The following is a 14,340-nucleotide window of genomic DNA, read 5'->3' as shown; positions in this document are numbered from 1 at the left end:
GCATTTGTGTTTTAAAACAAGTATTTTATATCATTTCAAATAGTAACCATTCAATTACTCGCCAGCCATTTCGCTTATTTTATATCGCTCTTCGTTGTTTTTTGTTCTTAAAATAATTTCTCCTAGAAATCCTGCCAAAAAGAATTGTGTACCAATAATCATTGTGGTTAATGCAATGTAAAACAATGGGTTATTGGCTACTAAAATGGTGTCAAAACCAGAATACAATTTGATCAATTTGACAGCAATTATACCAATAGTAGCTAAAAAACCAATGATAAACATGGCGGTTCCTAAAGCGCCAAACAAGTGCATGGGACGTTTGCCAAATCGAGACAAAAACCAAATGGTTATCAGGTCTAAAAACCCATTGATAAACCGATCCATTCCAAATTTGGTTTCGCCATATTTTCGGGCTTGGTGTTTGACTACTTTTTCGCCAATTTTGGCAAAACCTGCATTTTTTGCCAAAACAGGTATATATCGGTGCATTTCGCCAGAAACCTCTATGTTTTTTACTACAGCATTTCGATAAGCTTTCAGCCCACAATTAAAATCGTTGAGGGTAACACCCGAAGTTTTTCGAGCAGCCCAATTGAACAATTTTGAGGGGATATTTTTGGTCATTACTGCATCATATCGCTTCTTTTTCCAGCCAGAAACCAAATCATATTTTTGATTTACAATCATATCATACAATTCAGGTATTTCTTCTGGATTGTCTTGCAAATCAGCATCCATGGTAATAATGACATCGGCTTTTGCCCGAGCAAAACCAGCATGAAGTGCTTGCGATTTTCCATAATTTCTAAAAAAACGCAACCCTTTTACGTTGGGATTTGTTTGAGATAAATGGGTAATAATATCCCACGAAGCATCGGTGCTGCCGTCATCTATAAATATAATTTCATAGCTGTATTGATGGGTCGTCATGACTTTCAAAATCCATGAATGTAATTCTTGCAACGATTCTGCTTCGTTGAGCAGCGGTATGATGATGGATAGGTTCATTTATTCTTTGTATGCGGGTTTGTTTTTGAAAAATGCAGCTAATATCAGTCCAATAATGGAGTATAAAATAATGGTATTAATAGTACCTTTTAATTGCTCTATAACAGAAAACTGATCACTTTCTTTCATTTTTTTGATGGCTTCATTAATGTCTGACGGCCTAGTTCCTAATTTTTGCATGGTTTCAACCTTCATTTTCATGATATTTTGTTTTAAAGTAATTTTTAATTCAGGATCAATAAAATTGAACAATATAATATTAAAAATAACGGCAATAAATATACTTACTAAAGAGCAAATAAAAAAGGTTGTAAAGGCCGACTTAAAACTATAATCTCCTTTAAATTCTTTTTGAGTTTTAGATAACAATACAATTCCTATAATAATAGAAACGGTAAAGCCAAAAACACCCGCTTTCCAAGACGTAAACCAATTTGTATTAACAACATAAATTATAGTTGTCATTAAAACTGAAAATAATCCAGATAAGATACCAAAAGTAATTCCATTTTTTTTGATTCTTTCGTCCATGTTTATATATTTTTAAAATAATAATTTACAAAGATAATAATTAGAATGATTAACTGTAAAAAAAAAAAGTGGTTTTTTAGAAAAAAAAGAAAGAAAAAAAATTTGTATTACCAAAAAAAGTTATAATTTTGCATGCTCAATTAAAAAAGTTAATAACCCTAAAAGTATGGATTGTTTATACCTTTTGATATAAAAGCTGCAAAACAATCGATAACTCAAATTAATAAAAAAGATTTCAAGATGAAAAAAGGTGTACACCCAGAAAATTACAGACTAGTTGCTTTTAAAGACATGTCTAACGATGATGTATTTATTACTAAATCAACCGCAGAAACTAAAGAAACTATTATTCACGAAGGTGTAGAATATCCTGTTGTAAAAATGGAGATTTCTAGAACTTCTCACCCTTTTTATACTGGTAAATCTAAACTTATCGATACAGCTGGTCGTATTGATAAATTCAAAACTAAATACGCTAAACACGCTAAATAATTTTAGTAGTTGTTCAAATTTATTAAGGCTTCCTAATTTTAGGAAGCTTTTTTATTTTCAAAATACAAAAATCCTAAAAACAGGCTAATGTGCATTGACATCTATTTTTTTTAATAAATTTTTGTAAATTTGTTTTTTTCTAAATTCAAAACTAATAGCTCATGAATTATATCCTTTTTGACGGAACTGCTCGCAATGCTTTATTGCCTTTTACTTTTACCAGACCTGTTGCCGATATTCGTATTGGAATATTAACCATTCGTGAAAAATGGGAAGCTTATTTGGGTTCTACCACCACAACCGTTACAGAAGACTATTTGACCGAAAAGTATGCCATGGTTGAAATGGATCAAAACGTCATGATTAATGCAGCTGTTTTGCCTAATGACAGTTTGGTTCAAATGATTCAAGATTTGAAACCCAACCAAGCCATTTTTAAAAACGAAGATTGTATTGCTTTTTTTACAGAAAACCATCAGGAGGAAGTTGATTTTGAAGACTATGCTATTTTAGAATTTGAAAACGAGCTGCTAATGCTTGAACATACGTATGATATTTTTACTAAAAATGATCAAGCACTTCGGGCCGATTTTAACCTTTTAACTTCCGACAGGGTTTCGCAACCCATACCAGAATCGGTTCAAGTTTTGGGGGCCGAAGCCGTGTTTATAGAGCCTGGAGCCCAACTCGAATTTGTAACACTCAATGCTACCACAGGCCCTATTTATATTGGCAAAAACACCGAAATTATGGAGGGGTCTCTTATTCGTGGGCCTTTTGCATTGTGCGAAGGTGCAGTGGTTAAAATGGGAGCCAAAATTTATGGTGCCACAACTATTGGCCCAGAATGTAGGGTAGGGGGCGAGGTAAATAATGCGGTACTTTTTGGCTATTCAAATAAAGGCCACGATGGGTTTTTGGGCAATTCGGTTATTGGCGAATGGTGCAATTTAGGGGCAGATACCAATAACTCCAATTTGAAAAACAATTATGGCGAAGTCAAATTATGGAATTATGAAACGGCAACTTTTGAACCAACAGGACTGCAATTTTGTGGACTCATGATGGGCGATCATAGCAAGTGTGCCATCAACACCATGTTCAATACAGGAACAGTTGTTGGGGTGTGTGCCAATGTTTTTGGGGGCGGTTTTCCAAGAAATTGGATTCCTAGCTTTACTTGGGGTGGGGTGTCGTCGTCCACTACTTATGAAGTGCAAAAAGCAGTTGAGGTTGCTTCGATAGTAATGAGCCGCAGAAATGTTGCTTTTACGGCAATCGATCAGTCAATTTTAGAAACCGTTTTTGATGAAACTAAAAAATGGAGGAAATAGCCGTCTAGAAAAATATTTTCACAATATGATATTTCTTTTGATGTTCAATAAACGTTTTTTGAAACGGATAGCCGGCCCCTTGGGGAACGCCCAAAATATATAGATACTAATAATTTGCTGATTTGATATTTTATTGAAAAATAATCTGTCCATGATAATGTGCCGTAACATTAACAATTGGAGGGTAGTTTTTACAAATAATGTTTCCGGTACTATACATATTTCCTTGAATACTTTGTATTGGATGAAGTATCATGTCGTTTGCTCCTCTATGATATACATTGATGTTTTGGGCCATCAATTGTGCTGCTTCTATCCGACCGGTACCTTCATAAAAATTGGCCGAAAATGTTTGCGTTTGTCCATCGATATAAAAATTGGCTACATTATTGGTGCCAATTATCAAATGGTTATTGTTGATACTAATATGAAAATCGCCTGTTCCTGCCCCGTCTAACTTGTCAAAATCGTCAATGGCAGAAAGGGTCAAATCAGGAAAGGTTAAAATGCCCTGCGAACGTATATTTTTTTCTGTTTTAGAATATATTTCTGTTAAATTTGGAGTGGTAACATATACAATAGTTTGTCCATATTCTCTAACCCAATTACAATCTGTTACATCTTTAATAATCAGTTGATTGTCAATTACATGGATGTCAATATTGCTAATCAAATTTTTGCCTGTTTCAATAAGTACTTTTTTAGGCCCTTGTGCTACAACCAAACTAATACCAGGATAAACAATAATTCTTTGAAAATCAGCTACTTCTACACTTTGATTGACAATACTTCCTGTAGATTCTAAGCAAGTGCCAGGCGTTGAACAACTTAATATCAAAAAAGGAATTATATATAAGACTATTTTTTTCATAAAAATAAAATATAAGAAAGGGATATGTATTTTTAAAATATATTTTTGGTTAAATTTATAGCCTGTAACCTATTGCAAATTCTAGGGCTTCGGCTAAAAAACCATGTGTTTTTACACCCGCACCTATAAAAATATGTGGGGTAGTGTAATATTTAATAGATAGCCTGTCATAAATAGGGATGTTGTATTTAAAAGGTTGGTACACATAATAACCCAACTGCCCTTCGAGAGCTATTTTGTTGATAACCAATTCATGACCAATAAAAACACCTATCCGTTTGTAATCTGTTGTAGGGTCTAATTGCAGCCGAGGATAGGCCACAGATTGGTATTTTATAAAATCTTTATAAGATGGTGTAAAAAAAACTTCAGTTCCAAGTTGAAATATATTTTTTCGATTGATTCTTTTATCTACATAAAATCCGCAGTGAAAAAAAGGATACTGACCAGAATTGACTATGGGACTTTCATTGACTCCTGTTCTAATTATAATATTGTACTTCAACGGTTCGGCATATTGTTTGGACGATCTAATGCTATCTTTTTGAAAAACTGGATTTTTATCAAAGTCATAATGAATACCTATGTTTAAGTTAAAAGTATTGATGCCGCTATTGGGCGATTGGGTTCGACCATTAGAATAATGTGTAAATATAAAGCCCGCTTGAATACCAAAATCATCTATCAAACGGTCTTTTTTGAACATGAAGGCAAAGTTTGAATTGGCTAAAATTCTAGACCCAAAAGCACCATTTTTATTATTAAATTCCTTGTTATATGGATTTGATGCGTAAGCAATTCCTTGTGCAATTTTGAATAGCAATTGCCTTTTCCAAAAATAAAATTGATAATGCAATCCCAAAGCATAATTATGCCCTAAAATAGGATTTTTGAAATCTTGATATAAAAAATAAGCACCATAATCAGGATAATTATAAGCTTGTTGCCACTCTTTTTCGCCAAAAGTTTTTTTAGAAAGGCTCACCATCAAGCCTTGTGGATGATGGGTAATTAAATGTTTCAAATCTGGCGAATGTGCTAAGGTGTTGCCTGCCAAAAACTGAACATCTAAAGCTCCTTTTTTTGAAATATCTTGACAAAAAACGATGCTTGTAGTGAAAAATAACAAAAAAATATATGGCTTCATATTTTATAAAAAAGACAAATATATTTTAATTATTTTAGATATAAATGATAAAAAACAAATTTCTTTATAACTTTAAATAAACATCATTTTTTTATTTTTAATTAAATGTAAAAATAAAAAAGAGGTACTACACTTTATTGATGTAGCCATTGAATTTAAAACGTATTAATTCATCAAAATTATTTGTTCAGATTTATCATGGCAAAGTCGTTTGATGTAGCACCAACTCAATTTGGATAATGCTCTTCCAAACTTTGATTGACTTTATCTATATATAGGAAAAACGATTTTGTTTGTTGAGCTATATTAAAATCAGGCATTTTGGCGGGGTCGTATTTTTCTAATTCCAAAACAATTTCTATTGCTTTTTTGATCTCGAGCATTTTTACAGATGCTTTTATTTTATGTGCAAAAAATCTTAATTTTTCCCAATCCTCCTGTTCTAAGGCAATACTAATCTCAGACATCGCTTTTTTTGATTCTTTCAAAAATATTTGCACCATCGATTTTTCAAAACTATCATTGTTTTTACTCATCATTTTAATATTGGCTAATGTATATATTTCGTTTGAATCAAATATTTCTTCTTTTATATCTTCAAAAATAGTAATTTTATTATTCAAATTATTAGAAATGACCTGAATCAAATGGCCTTCTTTGAAAGGTTTTGTCAAAAAGTCATTCATCCCAACAATAATACATCGGTTTCGTTCTTCGGCAAGAGCATTTGCCGTTAAGGCAATTATTGGAGTAGTTATTTTTAATTCAGACCGTATAATTTCGGTGGCTTTGATTCCATTCATTACGGGCATTCCTATATCCATAAGAATCAAATCAACGGTATTTATTTTTAAAAAATCAACTGCTTCCTGACCATTAAAAACCTCTTTGACTATGGCACCATATAATTCTAAAGTGTTTTGAGCTACCAGTCGGTTCATTTCATTATCTTCTACCAACAATATAGTTTTACCTTTCAATACATCATTTTCCATCTGTATTTCTTTGCTAATTGGCAAATCTTTATCAGTACCAATGGCCAATTTTAATACAAATTCTATGGTTGTCCCTACGTTTTTCAAACTACTCACCTTAATATCACCATTCATCATATCTACTAGATGCTTGCTTATGGTCATACCAAGTCCCGTTCCTCCAAATTTACGAGATGTTGATAAATCTTCTTGTGAAAATTGATCAAAAATATTTTTTAAAAAAGCCTCACTTATCCCAATGCCTGAATCAATAATCGAAAATTTTATTTTTTGACTGTTATTTGTTTCTCCAATTAACTCACATTTTATCTCAACATACCCGTTTTCTGTAAATTTAATTGCATTGCTGGTTAAATTTAGTAATATTTGATTGATTCTAATTTGATCTCCAACCAAAATGGAGGCAATTCTGTTGTCAAAACTAATATTAAATTCCAATCCTTTATCTTCGGCTTTATTTGCAAATAATGAAAAAATAAACTGTAAAGAATTATTTAAATTAAAACCTTTGTTTTCTATTCTTAATTTTCCTGCCTCAAGCTTTGATAAATCCAATAAGTCATTGATAATAACTAATAAATTATTTGCCGATGATTGAATGGCTTCGATAAATTTTATTTGATTGGTATCTAAGTTGGTTTTGCGAACAATATTAGAAATACCAATTATTGCATTCATCGGTGTTCTAATTTCGTGACTAATAAGCGCAAAAAATTCTTCTTTATATTTTTGTGTTTTAATTAATTCCTTACGGGAATCGTCTAGTTCTTGATTTTTTTGAAACAATGCAAACTCATCATCTGCCTTATACTCTTTATATTGCTCTAATATAAAATATACTATTGCCAAAATACTTACAATAATAAGTGTATGCATAAATACACTATAATGCACTTTACTTTGATCTAATAAGTTATGCTTTTTAACATAAACATTTACATAAGGACTAATAATTGCTAAGGCTAAATTGATAAAAAATACAATTAAACCTTGAAATCTTTTCAAAAACATGTGCGCAAAAATCACAGGTCCAATATACCAAACCGCCAAATAAGGATACACATGAAATGAAGAGGAAATAGTTATAAATATGGTAGCAAGACCTATATATAATAGTATATGGTTACATAAATCTGCATATTTATTTTGAACAATAAATAGCGATGTGATAAAAAATGAAATGGAACATGTCAAATTGCAAGCTGCTAAAATTGGAGCATCAACAGAAAACCAAAATACAGAAAATACAAAAGCCAAGATACCTAATATAAAAGAGTATCGAAGACCTAACATTTGAGTATTTCGAACTCGGCTAGTTAATACAACTTTTAATTGAACTAAATAATTATTTAATAAAAAGTCTCTAAGCATGTTTGAGTTGAATAGCAGGTTATGGTTTAGAATTATTTTATACAAAAATATTATTTTTTTTTAAATTAAAAAAACAATTTACAAAATGATTGCTTATTTTTTGTAAAATAATTTATTTTTTGATTTATTTTTTGGTTCAATTGAGTTAATATTTTTTAAATGAAAGATATGTCTTACTTTATGCTTTTTTATTATTTTTTAAATATGATTTGTTTCACATCAAAAATAAAATTACTTTTGAACTCAATTTAGAAATATACCTATGATAATTAAAATCATAGCTCAAAAGTTACATTCATTATGTCAAACACACAACATTTAATTGATTTTACAACCCAAGTTCGTAGAGATATTTTGCGAATGGTTCATGCCGTAAATTCTGGTCATCCAGGAGGGTCTTTGGGCTGTGCAGAATTTTTAGTAACCCTTTATCAACATCAAATGAAACGAAACGAAGGTTTTGACATGGATGGTGTTCATGAGGATTTGTTTTTTTTATCTAACGGACATATTTCCCCCGTATTTTATAGCGTTTTAGCCAGAAGTGGTTATTTTCCTGTGTCAGAATTGGCAACTTTCAGAAAATTAAATTCCCGTTTGCAAGGACATCCTACTACACATGATGGTTTGCCTGGTATTAGAATTGCTTCTGGATCTTTAGGTCAAGGGTTGTCTGTAGCCATTGGTGCTGCACAAGCCAAAAAACTCAATCAAGACAACAGCATCATCTACACTTTACATGGCGATGGCGAGTTGCAAGAAGGACAAAATTGGGAAGCCATTATGTATGCCGCTGCAAAAAAAGTAGATAATCTCATTGCAACCATTGATTATAATGGCAAACAAATAGATGGAACAACGGATGATGTGTTGAGCTTAGGAAATTTAAAAGCAAAGTTTGAAGCCTTTGATTGGGATGTTTTAGAAATAACCAAAGGAAATGACCTTTTGTCCATTCAAGAAGGATTAGAAGCAGCTAAAAATAAGACAGGAAAAGGCAAACCTGTTTGTATTTTATTGCATACTGAAATGGGTAATGGGGTAGATTATATGATGTATAGTCATGCTTGGCACGGAAAAGCACCAAATGATGCACAACTTGAACTTGCATTAGCTCAAAATCCAGAAACTCTTGGCGATTATTAATTAATATATATTTAGGTATATTATTACAATGAATTTAAAAAAAATGAAAAAATATATTAATACAGGAAGTAAAGATACCCGTTCTGGATTTGGAGCTGGTATGACTGAATTAGGTCAAAAAAACGAAAAAGTTGTGGCACTTTGCGCAGATTTGATAGGCTCATTAAAATTTGATGATTTCAAAAAAAACCATCCCGAAAGGTTCTTTCAAATTGGAATTGCAGAGGCCAATATGATTGGTATTGCGGCTGGTTTGACTATTGGCGGAAAAATACCATTTACGGGTACTTTTGCTAGTTTTTCTACAGGAAGGGTATATGATCAAATCAGACAATCTGTTGCTTATTCTGATAAAAATGTAAAAATTTGTGCCTCGCATGCTGGATTGACGCTTGGCGAAGATGGTGCAACTCATCAAATACTAGAAGACATTGGTTTGATGAAAATGTTGCCTGGAATGACGGTGATTAATACTTGCGATTATAACCAAACCAAGGCAGCAACCATTGCCTTGGCCGATCATCATGGCCCAGCTTATTTGCGTTTTGGACGACCGGTGGTACCAAATTTTACCGAAGCCGATCAACCCTTTATAATTGGTAAAGCCATTATGTTACAAGAAGGAACCGATGTAACGATTATTGCAACAGGTCATTTGGTTTGGGAAGCCCTGATAGCTGCCGAAAACCTTGAAAAACAAGGAGTTAGTGCCGAAGTAATCAATATTCATACCATTAAACCATTAGATGATGAGGCTATTTTAAAATCCGTTCAAAAAACCAAATGTGTTGTTACAGCCGAAGAGCACAATATTTTAGGCGGACTTGGCGAAAGTGTGTCGAGGTTACTTGCTCAAAACCAACCTACACCTCAAGAATTTGTTGCCGTGCAAGATAGCTTTGGCGAAAGTGGCACTCCAGAACAATTGATGGAAAAATACAAATTAAACCATCATGCCATTTTGGAAGCGGCAATAAAAGTAATGCAACGAAAATAATTTTATATATAATATACAACAAAAAGAGCTTTCAATAAATTGAAAGCTCTTTTTTTAACCAATTTTTGCATCAAGTATTTATTATTGTAGGTGATTCGGGATTTTTTACAACACTTGAGCGAATCGGAAAACAAACTAAAAAAACTAAAAACTATTTTATTACCAACTTTTGTATCATAAACTTTGAACTCTTTTTTGTAATTTTTACAACCAAAATGTGATTCATTCTTTAAGACATGACAAAGATATACAAAAAATATAAAATACACGATAAAATGTATAAAATTATCGACAAAAAGCAATTATAAAACATAATTGAAAAAATAATTTATTTTCACATCAAATAATTTATTTTTTGATTTATATTTTTTTAAAATCAAATATTTAATTGTAGGTTTATATATGTGAAAACTGTTTTCAACCATTTTGTTTTAGTAGTCGTATTCGATATTTTTTCTTCAAATAATTTTTTTAAGACACAATATTTTAAAAAATAAAAAAAAATATTTTAAAAAACATTACATTTGGCACGAAAAATGAAAAGGATTAAAAGGAATCATGTTTAATTATTTTTTCAATCTTTAAAACCAAAATCATGAAAAAAGTACTTGTAACTATAGTTTTTTTTGTAACAAATATCATATTTGCTCAAAATAGTTTTGCTAAATTTGAAAATCAAGAAAGTATTTCATCCATAATTGTAAATGATAAAATGTTTGAATTGATGGGGCAAATTAAGGCGTCTGACAAGGAGACTATGCAGTATCTTAGTTTTATCAAAACGCTAGACAATTTGAAAGTTTTTGTAACGTCAAACACAAAAAATGCAACTGAAATGAAAGTTGCAGCTGAAAAATATTTGAAAACCAATACTTTAGAAGCATTGGCATCGAGCTCGATTCATGGCAAAAATGCAAAAGTGTATGTCAAGTCAGGCAGCAGTGAAGGGAAAGTCAAAGAGCTTTTTATGTTTTTAGAATCTTATGGTAAAGACAATCAAACGATAATTTTTTCATTAACTGGCGATTTTGATCTTAATGATATTGCTACTCTTACAACAAAAATGAATTTGCCAGGGGCAGATGTTTTAAATCAAACATCGCATAAATAATTAGCAATTAATGGAAGACCAATCAAAAAGATTAAATAAGTTTATTTCAGATACGGGATACTGTTCTCGCAGAGAGGCCGATAAATTGATCGCACAAGGTGTAGTAACCATTAATGGTGACGTTGCAGCAATGGGAACAAAAGTTACCATTGACGATGAGGTGCGGATTCATAATAAACTCATTATTGATAAATCGAGCCAATGGGTATATTTGGCATTTAATAAACCCGTGGGGGTGGAATGTACCACCAATTTGGAGGTAAAAAATAATATAGTGGATTATATCAATTATCCGACCCGAATTTTTCCTATTGGGAGGCTCGATAAAGCCAGCGAAGGTTTGATATTTTTAACAAACGATGGAGATATTGTAAACAAAATATTAAGAGCAAGAAATAACCACGAAAAAGAATATACGGTAACGGTGGACAAACCCATAACAGATCGGTTTATCAATAGGATGGCCAATGGCATCCCCATTTTGGATACTGTTACTCGAAAATGCAAAGTGGAACAAATCAGTAAATATACTTTCAAAATTATATTAACTCAAGGTTTAAATAGACAAATCCGTAGGATGTGCGAGTATTTGGGCTATGAAGTGGTTGCTTTAAAACGAATTCGAATTATTAATGTTTCATTAGATATACCTGTTGGCAGGTATCGTGCTTTGACTGCTGCAGAACTCCAATCATTACATGCCTTAATTGCACCATCTAGCAAAACGGAAGAGGCCAGTTTGTTTGATAAAAAATAAACTAATGATTACAAAATACAAAGGTGTTTTATTGATTGTATTGCAAATAATTGCTGTAAGAATAATTTATTTTTTTCCTGTTTCCATCGAAAAAAATTATTCTAACGGCGTCTATATTTATATTTCAACCTTTTTGAGGTATGTTTTTGGAAAAATACCATTTTCAATAGGCGATGTCTTGTATATTATAATTTTATTATTTATTTTTTATGCCTTGTATCAAATTAAAAAAAATAAAAATAACAGCAGGTTAATCATTTATTTTGTAGTGTTTTTTTATTTTTTATTTCATTTTTTATGGGGTTTAAATTATAATAGATTGCCTTTAAGTGAAAAAATGAAAATTAAAACCACTTATACAAATCATGATTTACTTTGTTTTACACAAAAAATGATTAAAAATTTGAATAATATTCATATAAAAATAACAAAAAACGACCAATTAAAAGTTGTAAATACTTATAATAAGCAGCAAATATTTGCAAAATCTATTCATGGATATAAACAATTGGCACAAGAGTACCCTTATTTTAATTACCAAATACCATCTCAAAAAGCCTCTATTTTTAGCATACCTTTAACCTATATGGGGTTTGCGGGATATTTGAATCCTTTTACAAATGAAGCCCAAGTGAATGACAATTTGCCTAACGTATTAATTCCTAATGTTTTATGTCATGAAATGGCCCATCAAATCGGTTATGCTAGCGAAAGTGAATGTAATTTTATTGGATTTTTAGCAGGAAGTCAAAATCCTGATTTGTATTTTCAATATGCTGCTTATAGTCAGGTAGTTAAAAACTGTTTAATTCAAATTAAAAAAAAGCAACCAAGTCGTTACTCTTATTATAAACAACAACTTCATGCTGGTATCCTTATCAATTTTAAAGAAAATGAATTATTTTGGAAAAAACACGAAAGTATAATTGATCAAGGATTCAAACGGTTTTATGATCAATACTTAAAAATGAACCAACAAAAGGAAGGCATAGCAAGTTATAGTTTATTTTTGAATTTACTTATTAATTATGACAAAAATTATCCAATAAAGTAAAAAATAATTGATTGAAATATCATGTTTTGATCAATTGTTTTTGCACAACTAATTGTAAATTTTAAGTTTAACTGCTATTTAACAAATCAAAACATGTAATAATTCGAGTAAATATTTTACTATAAAATAAGAATAAAAAGAAACACCATTTGCAAAAGTGCTATTAAGTTCCGATTAAACATTTTTCAAAAAATCAAAACATTGTCTATAAAATAAATTATATTTGTAGCTTGATAAATAAATTAACCAAGCACAGGTTGTATTTATACCAAATGTACATATAAAATAGCCCAATCTAATGGTTCTTTTTTGCTAAAATTATTAAAAAAAATAGTTCCGTATCCCAGCTATGCAACATTTTTTTTGAAAATTTTTTCTGTAAAATAACTTCGCATCTTTGGACAATTTAAATAAATATATTTGGTATTAATTAGTAAAAAGCTACAATATGAAATTAAAAAACATCATTTTAGGATTTATTATCTTAGGATTGGGAGGATTGATTGTTTTTAGAATACAAAAAAATAGTAATTCGGAAGACAAAGGAAAGGACAAATCGGGCAAAAAACCTGCGGCCAAGGTTATGGGAATTGTGCTAAAATCGGAAGTTTTTAATGATGATTTGATGCTATCAGGAGCTTTAGAAGCGAGTGAACAAATAGAAATTCATAGCGAAATATCGGGCATTGTAACCCAGATTTTTTTTCAAGAAGGCAGTCAAGTAGCCCAAGGTCAATTGTTGTTTAAAATTAATGATGTAGAAATCAATGCGATGTTGCAACAAGCCAAAACCAAAGCACATTTGGCCGCTGAAAATGAGCGAAGAGCGAAGTTATTGCTTCAAAAAGAAGCGATTAGTCAAGAAGAATACGAAATAGCTAATGCGGATTTAAAATCGGCTCAAGCTCAAACCCAATTGGTAGCCGCTCAAAAGTCTAAAACACTAGTAAAAGCGCCGTTTTCTGGCAAGATTGGTTTGCGAAATATTTCGCCAGGCACTTACATTACGCCAAGTGTATTAGTTGCCAATTTATTAAATACAGACCAATTGAAACTTACATTTTCGATTCCAGAGAAATATGCTTCACGAATTCAAAATAAGGTCAAATTACAATTTTCATTGGCCAACGACAGCCAACAATATCAGGCCCAAGTATATGCACTTGAACCACAAATAGAAGCCAATACCCGCACCCTAAAAGTACGAGCCAAAACAACCAATATTGCTGGCAAATTGATGGCAGGAGCATTTGTAACCATCCAGCTTCCATTGGATGTGATAGACCACGCATTACTAATTCCTACGGAAGCTGTTGTACCCTTTCAGGGGGGTAAAAAGGTATATATTGCCAACAACGGACAGGCTAAAGAAGTAAAAATTACCACAGCCACCCGAACAGACAGTTCGGTTTTGGTATTGTCTGGACTTCATGCAGGCGACACATTGGTAACAACTGGTGTAATGGCTCTAAAAGACGAAGCACCAATAAAAGTCATGGTCAAATAGCGGTTATTTGCAACTT

The 14,340-nt window shown here is 31.5% G+C and carries 13 protein-coding genes; 8 read left to right on the top strand and 5 right to left on the bottom strand.

Features of this window, described 5'->3' with window-relative positions:
* Positions 1 to 54: 54 nt before the first annotated feature.
* Entirely contained in the window at positions 55 to 1,011 is a 957-nt protein-coding gene (locus tag FBFL15_RS12385) for a glycosyltransferase family 2 protein (RefSeq protein ID WP_014084914.1), read from the bottom strand.
* Complete coding sequence (locus FBFL15_RS12380; RefSeq protein ID WP_014084913.1) at positions 1,012 to 1,542, bottom strand: DUF4199 domain-containing protein; 531 nt, start codon at positions 1,540 to 1,542, stop codon at positions 1,012 to 1,014.
* A gap of 240 nt (positions 1,543 to 1,782) precedes the next feature.
* Between FBFL15_RS12380 and FBFL15_RS12375 the strand changes: the two genes are divergently transcribed.
* The gene (locus tag FBFL15_RS12375; protein WP_014084912.1) at positions 1,783 to 2,034 is read left to right on the top strand and encodes a type B 50S ribosomal protein L31; all 252 of its coding nucleotides are present in this window, start codon (positions 1,783 to 1,785) and stop codon (positions 2,032 to 2,034) included.
* A 161-nt stretch (positions 2,035 to 2,195) separates the two neighbouring features.
* A complete protein-coding gene (locus tag FBFL15_RS12370; protein ID WP_014084911.1) occupies positions 2,196 to 3,368 on the top strand; it encodes a GlmU family protein in 1,173 nt (390 codons plus the stop codon).
* A gap of 130 nt (positions 3,369 to 3,498) precedes the next feature.
* Here FBFL15_RS12370 and FBFL15_RS12365 read toward each other — a convergent pair whose 3' ends face one another.
* The 3 genes from FBFL15_RS12365 to FBFL15_RS12355 all read right to left on the bottom strand — a co-directional run bounded on the left by FBFL15_RS12365 (position 3,499) and on the right by FBFL15_RS12355 (position 7,752).
* Entirely contained in the window at positions 3,499 to 4,239 is a 741-nt protein-coding gene (locus tag FBFL15_RS12365) for a head GIN domain-containing protein (protein WP_014084910.1), read from the bottom strand.
* Between the two features lie 55 nt (positions 4,240 to 4,294).
* A complete protein-coding gene (locus FBFL15_RS12360) occupies positions 4,295 to 5,386 on the bottom strand; it encodes an acyloxyacyl hydrolase (RefSeq protein WP_014084909.1) in 1,092 nt (363 codons plus the stop codon).
* Between the two features lie 227 nt (positions 5,387 to 5,613).
* A complete protein-coding gene (locus FBFL15_RS12355) occupies positions 5,614 to 7,752 on the bottom strand; it encodes a hybrid sensor histidine kinase/response regulator (RefSeq protein WP_014084908.1) in 2,139 nt (712 codons plus the stop codon).
* A gap of 297 nt (positions 7,753 to 8,049) precedes the next feature.
* Between FBFL15_RS12355 and FBFL15_RS12350 the strand changes: the two genes are divergently transcribed.
* The 6 genes from FBFL15_RS12350 to FBFL15_RS12320 all read left to right on the top strand — a co-directional run bounded on the left by FBFL15_RS12350 (position 8,050) and on the right by FBFL15_RS12320 (position 14,324).
* Complete coding sequence (locus FBFL15_RS12350; protein ID WP_162470414.1) at positions 8,050 to 8,898, top strand: transketolase; 849 nt, start codon at positions 8,050 to 8,052, stop codon at positions 8,896 to 8,898.
* Positions 8,899 to 8,941: 43 nt separating this feature from the next.
* Entirely contained in the window at positions 8,942 to 9,895 is a 954-nt protein-coding gene (locus tag FBFL15_RS12345) for a transketolase family protein (protein WP_014084906.1), read from the top strand.
* 595 nt (positions 9,896 to 10,490) lie between these two features.
* A complete protein-coding gene (locus tag FBFL15_RS12335) occupies positions 10,491 to 11,006 on the top strand; it encodes a DUF4252 domain-containing protein (protein ID WP_014084905.1) in 516 nt (171 codons plus the stop codon).
* A gap of 10 nt (positions 11,007 to 11,016) precedes the next feature.
* Positions 11,017 to 11,763, top strand: a complete 747-nt coding sequence (rluF, locus tag FBFL15_RS12330) for a 23S rRNA pseudouridine(2604) synthase RluF (RefSeq protein WP_014084904.1) — start codon at positions 11,017 to 11,019, stop codon at positions 11,761 to 11,763.
* A gap of 4 nt (positions 11,764 to 11,767) precedes the next feature.
* Positions 11,768 to 12,817 carry a DUF3810 domain-containing protein gene (locus FBFL15_RS12325; protein ID WP_014084903.1) on the top strand — a complete coding sequence of 350 codons (1,050 nt, stop codon included), beginning with the start codon at positions 11,768 to 11,770 and terminating at the stop codon, positions 12,815 to 12,817.
* Between the two features lie 448 nt (positions 12,818 to 13,265).
* Positions 13,266 to 14,324, top strand: a complete 1,059-nt coding sequence (locus tag FBFL15_RS12320; RefSeq protein WP_014084902.1) for an efflux RND transporter periplasmic adaptor subunit — start codon at positions 13,266 to 13,268, stop codon at positions 14,322 to 14,324.
* Positions 14,325 to 14,340 lie beyond the last annotated feature (16 nt).

The sequence above is a fragment of the Flavobacterium branchiophilum FL-15 genome (assembly GCF_000253275.1).
GTDB classification, from domain to species: Bacteria; Bacteroidota; Bacteroidia; order Flavobacteriales; family Flavobacteriaceae; genus Flavobacterium; species Flavobacterium branchiophilum.
Note: the sequence above shows the minus strand (reverse complement) of the source record. Positions and strands in the feature narration are given on the sequence as shown.

Bases quoted from the DNA above. Each gene is read 5' to 3' on its own strand.
- FBFL15_RS12385 (WP_014084914.1), bottom strand. From the start codon at position 1,011: ATGAACCTATCCATCATCATACCGCTGCTCAACGAAGCAGAATCGTTG.
- FBFL15_RS12380 (WP_014084913.1), bottom strand. From the start codon at position 1,542: ATGGACGAAAGAATCAAAAAAAATGGAATTACTTTTGGTATCTTATCT.
- FBFL15_RS12375 (WP_014084912.1), top strand. From the start codon at position 1,783: ATGAAAAAAGGTGTACACCCAGAAAATTACAGACTAGTTGCTTTTAAA.
- FBFL15_RS12370 (WP_014084911.1), top strand. From the start codon at position 2,196: ATGAATTATATCCTTTTTGACGGAACTGCTCGCAATGCTTTATTGCCT.
- FBFL15_RS12365 (WP_014084910.1), bottom strand. From the start codon at position 4,239: ATGAAAAAAATAGTCTTATATATAATTCCTTTTTTGATATTAAGTTGT.
- FBFL15_RS12360 (WP_014084909.1), bottom strand. From the start codon at position 5,386: ATGAAGCCATATATTTTTTTGTTATTTTTCACTACAAGCATCGTTTTT.
- FBFL15_RS12355 (WP_014084908.1), bottom strand. From the start codon at position 7,752: ATGCTTAGAGACTTTTTATTAAATAATTATTTAGTTCAATTAAAAGTT.
- FBFL15_RS12345 (WP_014084906.1), top strand. From the start codon at position 8,942: ATGAAAAAATATATTAATACAGGAAGTAAAGATACCCGTTCTGGATTT.
- FBFL15_RS12335 (WP_014084905.1), top strand. From the start codon at position 10,491: ATGAAAAAAGTACTTGTAACTATAGTTTTTTTTGTAACAAATATCATA.
- rluF (WP_014084904.1), top strand. From the start codon at position 11,017: ATGGAAGACCAATCAAAAAGATTAAATAAGTTTATTTCAGATACGGGA.
- FBFL15_RS12325 (WP_014084903.1), top strand. From the start codon at position 11,768: ATGATTACAAAATACAAAGGTGTTTTATTGATTGTATTGCAAATAATT.
- FBFL15_RS12320 (WP_014084902.1), top strand. From the start codon at position 13,266: ATGAAATTAAAAAACATCATTTTAGGATTTATTATCTTAGGATTGGGA.